The 4,882-nt window shown below is 69.1% G+C and carries 4 protein-coding genes; 3 read left to right on the top strand and 1 reads right to left on the bottom strand.

Going from position 1 to position 4,882, the window contains the following annotated elements; all coding sequences use genetic code 11:
* Positions 1-44: 44 nt before the first annotated feature.
* A complete protein-coding gene (locus ACIPIA_RS10315; RefSeq protein ID WP_400509169.1) occupies positions 45-1,130 on the bottom strand; it encodes a Kelch repeat-containing protein in 1,086 nt (361 codons plus the stop codon).
* A gap of 153 nt (positions 1,131-1,283) precedes the next feature.
* On the opposite strand from ACIPIA_RS10315, the gene ACIPIA_RS10310 reads away from it, so the two are divergent.
* From ACIPIA_RS10310 to ACIPIA_RS10300, 3 genes are all read left to right on the top strand, one after another.
* Positions 1,284-2,045 carry an SDR family oxidoreductase gene (locus ACIPIA_RS10310; protein ID WP_400509167.1) on the top strand — a complete coding sequence of 254 codons (762 nt, stop codon included), beginning with the start codon at positions 1,284-1,286 and terminating at the stop codon, positions 2,043-2,045.
* Positions 2,046-2,226: 181 nt separating this feature from the next.
* The gene (locus ACIPIA_RS10305; protein ID WP_400509165.1) at positions 2,227-2,841 is read left to right on the top strand and encodes a cation efflux transmembrane domain-containing protein; all 615 of its coding nucleotides are present in this window, start codon (positions 2,227-2,229) and stop codon (positions 2,839-2,841) included.
* A gap of 36 nt (positions 2,842-2,877) precedes the next feature.
* Positions 2,878-4,882 (top strand): acetyl-CoA carboxylase biotin carboxylase subunit (locus ACIPIA_RS10300; RefSeq protein ID WP_400509164.1); only part of this gene is annotated, 2,005 nt, incomplete at its 3' end.

Here is a 4,882-nt window from a genome sequence, read left to right as displayed (position 1 = left end):
GGCCGTGATCCTGAAGGTGCCCGAGAGGGACTGAGCGACAGTTCTCAAGCCAGCGTGAACGCTTCGTGCACGGCGCTCTGCACGCCGCCGCCCATGACCGGGCCGCCGCCCGCGACGTGGATGGCGTCGCCGAGCAGCGCTGCGCCGAGGCCGTGGCGGGGCGTCAGCATCGGCGCATACTGCTCCCAGCCGTCGGTTGCGGGGTCATAGGCCTCCATCTGGCCGAAGACGCGGTTGGTGCCTTCCCCGCCCATGACGAAGACCTTGCCGCGATAGAGCACCGCGCCATGGCCGGAGCGCCCGGTCGGCGCCGGCATGCGCATCGTCCATTTGTCCGCAGCCGGATCGTAGGAGTGGTGCAGGTTGGAATTGGTGTGGAAGGAATCGACCCGCCCGCCGATGACATGGATCAGGTTGCCGATGGCGAGCGTGCCGGTGTGATCGCGGGCGGTGGGCAGCGGCGTGCGCTCGCTCCAGGGGTCTTGCTTCGGGTCATAGACCAGATGCCAGTCGATCGAGCGCTTGGTCTCGGTGGTCTCGCCGATGGCGCCGCCGATGACGTGGAGCACGCCGCCCAGGCCGACGACGGCGGTCGAGCCGGCAGGGCGGGGAAGAGACGCGATCTCGGCCCAGCGGTCGCTCCCGGGATCGTAGACGAAGCAGCGTGGATGCGGCTTGCGGTTCTGTTCGAGAAAGCCGCCGATGGCGTAGAGCTTGCCGCCGAGGAAGGCGACGCCGACATGGTTGGCGCCCTGGGGCAGCGGCGCGCCGTCGTTCCACCTGTCGGCCTTCGGGTCGTAGACGTGATGGTAGGCCCGGTCGGTGCGCTGCTCGCCATAGCCGCCGACGACATGCATCCTGTCCTCGAAGGCCGTGGCCCAGGCCATCTCGGAACGTGGCAGAGGCAGCGGCGCCTTGGCGCTCCAGCGACCGGGCGAGGCCGCCTTCGGGGCCGGCGAATCGAAGACGTTCTGCGTCGCGGCCAGTGCCGGCTTCTCGATCCGCCCGGGCTGGGTGAGCCGCTCATATTGCGGGCCGTGATGTTCGTGGCCCGGCTGCTGGGCGAGCGCCGGGCCGGCGAGCGCGGCGGCGGCGCCGGCAAGCAGGTGGCGGCGGTTCAGGCTGGTCATCGTGTCGTCCTCCCGACTACAACGATAAGGCAGGGCCGGCGGGCGGCAAGCGCATGGAGCGCGAGCCGCCGCAGAGTTCCCCGAGACGGCTCCCGCCGCTATGGTCGAGCGCCATCTCAAACGATTTAGGCCGCAGGAAACACGAGGAAACGCATGTCTGGGCATAACAAGGTCGCGATCATTACCGGAGCCGGCTCGGGCGTCGGGCGCTCGGTCGCCATCGCCTTCCTGAAGGACGGCTACCGCACCGTGCTGGCTGGCCGGCGGGCGGATGCGCTGGAGGAGACGATCGCGCTCTCCGGCGTCGACAAGAGCCGCGCTCTCGCCGTCTCGACCGATGTCACCGACAAGGCCTCCGTCGAGAACCTGTTCGCGCAGACCAGGGCGGCCTTCGGCCGGGTCGACGTCCTGTTCAACAATGCCGGCGTGAATGCGCCCGGCGGCGTGCTGCTGGAGGACCTGTCGCTGGAGGACTGGCAGAAGGTCGTCGACACCAACCTGACGGGCCCGTTCCTGTGCACCCAGGCCGCCTTCAAGGCGATGAAGGGCCAGGAGCCGCGCGGCGGCCGCATCATCAACAACGGCTCGATCTCGGCGCAGGTGCCGCGGCCCAACTCGGCCGCCTACACGGCGACGAAGCACGCGATCTCAGGCCTGACCAAGACCGCCTCGCTCGACGGGCGCAAGTACGACATAGCCGTCGGGCAGGTCGATATCGGCAATGCGCTGACGGACATGGCGCAGAAGATGACGACCGGCGTGCCGCAGGCGGACGGCTCGATCAAGGTCGAGCCGGTGATGGATGTCGATCATGTCGCCACCACCGTGCTGCACATGGCCGGCCTGCCGCTCGACGCGAACATCCTCTTCGTCACGGTGATGGCGACCAAGGCGCCGCTCGTCGGCCGCGGGTGAGGGCGCGCCGCTTCCGTCATGCCCGGGCTTGACCCGGGCATCTCGTCTGGATGGAAGATGAGATCCTCGGGGCCGCGCGTCGCGGCGCCCGGGAATCACGGGAGTCCGCATGGCGGCGATCGCTAACGCTGCTGAGGTTCCGCCAGGGTCCGGAACGGCCCCTGCTATCGCCCGTGCCTATATGCTCACCATCTGGGGCATCGCGCTCGGCATCCTGATCCAGGCGGTGGCGACCGTCGTCTGGGCGCTCGCCATCGGCAATGCCCAGCTCTTCAAGGACGGCGTCGACTGGGTCTACGACGTCGTGCTCTACGGCATCGCCGCGCTGGTCTTCGGCCGGGACGACCGGGCCGAGCGGATGGCGGCGGTGGCGATCGGCGTGGTACTCGCGGTTGCCGGTCTGCACACGCTCTACGACCTCTGGGACAAGATCCAGCGGCCCCGGCCGATCGAATTCTGGACGCTGGGCTTCGCGGCGGCGAGCGCGATCGTGATCGCGCTGCTCGTCATCGCCGCGCTCTGGCGCTTCCGGCGCGAGGAGAACCCGGTGATCAAAGCCACATGGCTGTCGAGCCGCAACGATGCGATCTCGACCACCGGCTTCGCCTTGCTCGGGCTCGCGGCGCGCGTCGCGCCGGTGCGCTGGCCGGAATATCTGTTTGATCTCTTCGTGGCCGGGCTCTGCTTCCAGGCGACATGGGCGATCCGGCGTTCGCTGCGGCGGGGCGCGGTTTCGGAAGCGGCCCAACCGGGTTTGCGCAACAAGGCGCAGACAGATGCGGCCAGCGGGCTATAAAGGCGAAAAGCCCGGGATGTCGCCGAGGACGCTTCCATGACGATCGCCGCCAAGCTGCCCTCCATCCTGATCGCCAATCGCGGCGAGATCGCCTGCCGGGTCATCCGTACCGCCAGGCGGCTCGGCCTGCGCACCATCGCCGTCCATTCGGACGCCGATGCCGATGCGCTCTTCGTGCAGATGGCCGACGAGGCCTACCATATCGGCCCGGCGCCGGCCCGCGAGAGCTACCTCGATGCCGGCAAGATCCTCGCGGTGGCGAAGGCGGCCGGCGCGGCCTGCATCCATCCGGGCTACGGCTTCCTCTCGGAGAATGCCGATTTCGCGGATGCCTGTGCCGCGGCCGGGATCGTCTTCGTGGGGCCGCCGGCCTCCGCGATTCGGGCGATGGGCCTGAAGGACGCCGCCAAGGCGCTCGTCGAGAAGGCCAGCGTACCGGTGGTACCGGGCTATCACGGCGCCGAGCAGGATCCGGGCTTCCTCGCGGGGGAGGCCGATCGCATCGGCTATCCCGTGCTGATCAAGGCAGTCGCCGGCGGCGGCGGCAAGGGCATGAAGAAGGTCGAGCGCGCCGGGGACTTCGCCGACGCGCTGACCAGTGCCCAGCGCGAGGCGCAGAACGCTTTCGGCGATGCCCGCGTGCTGGTCGAGAAATACGTGCTCTCGCCCCGCCATGTCGAAATCCAGGTCTTCGGCGACAGCCATGGCAATGTCGTCCATCTCTACGAACGCGACTGTTCGCTGCAGCGGCGCCATCAGAAGGTGATCGAGGAGGCGCCGGCCCCGGGCATGACGCCGGAGGTGCGCGCCGCCATGGGCAAGGCCGCGACCGAGGCTGCGAAGGCAGTCGGCTATGTCGGCGCCGGTACCGTGGAGTTCATCGCGGATGGCCGCGACGGTCTGCGCGCCGACCGTTTCTACTTCATGGAGATGAATACGCGGCTCCAGGTCGAGCATCCCGTGACGGAGGCGATCACCGGGCTCGACCTGGTCGAGTTGCAGTTGAAGGTGGCGGCGGGCGAGCCGCTTGGCTTCAGACAGGAGGATGTCGCGGCCAAGGGCCATGCGGTCGAGGCGCGGCTCTATGCCGAGGACCCGGAGAAGGGCTTCCTGCCCTCGACGGGCAAGCTCTGGGCGCTGCAATTCCCGGAAGGCGAGGGCATCCGCATCGATACCGGTGTCGAGGCTGGCGACACGGTGACGCCGTTCTACGATCCGATGATCGCCAAGGTCATCGCCCATGGCGCGACCCGCGACGAGGCGCTCGACCGGCTCGGCGCAGCTTTGGGGGAGACCATCGTCGCCGGCCCGCGCACCAACCTCGCCTTCCTGAAGAAGCTGACCGAGGCCGAGGGCTTCCGGGCCGGGCCTTTCGATACCGGCTTCATCGACCGCAATATCAGCGCGCTCGGCGCCGAGCCGCAGCCGGTCGATGCCGCGGCGGTCGCGGCCGCTGCCCTGCAGCTGGAAGAAGAGCGGCAGGCGGCCGGCATGATCGAGGCCGCCGGACGCGCGGAAGGCGAGTCGCGTTCGCCCTGGCTCGATCCCGACGCCTTCTCGCTGATGCCGCGCCAGCCGCTCGGTCTGCCGCTGCTGGTCGATGGCGAGCGCGTCGAGGCGCGGATCGAATGGCAGGGCGAGGATGCCCGCGTCAGTCTGCCGGGGCATGAGATCGGCGAGGGCGAGCACGAGATCGCGCTGGCCGAGAGCGAGGGCGGCACCTGGTTCGCGCTGCATCGCGGCCGGCAGACTGCAGTCTCGCTGTTCGATCCCTTCAGGGTCGATCTCGATGCGGCTGCTGGCTCGGGCGGCGTGGTCAAGGCGCCGATGCATGGCAAGCTCGTCGCGCTTTTCGTGGCGCCGGGGGAGGCTGTGACCAAGGGCCAGCGGCTCGCCATCGTCGAGGCGATGAAGATGGAGCATGTGTTGACCGCCCCGCGGGACGGCACGGTCAGCGAGGTCGCGGGCGAGCCCGGCGCTCAGGTGGCCGAGGGGGCCAAGGTCGTGGTGATCGGTGAATATCTGAATCCGCGGAGTCGGT

Source organism: Allobosea sp. CER48 (assembly GCF_044752385.1).
GTDB lineage: Bacteria > Pseudomonadota > Alphaproteobacteria > Rhizobiales > Beijerinckiaceae > Allobosea.
Note: the sequence above shows the minus strand (reverse complement) of the source record. Positions and strands in the feature narration are given on the sequence as shown.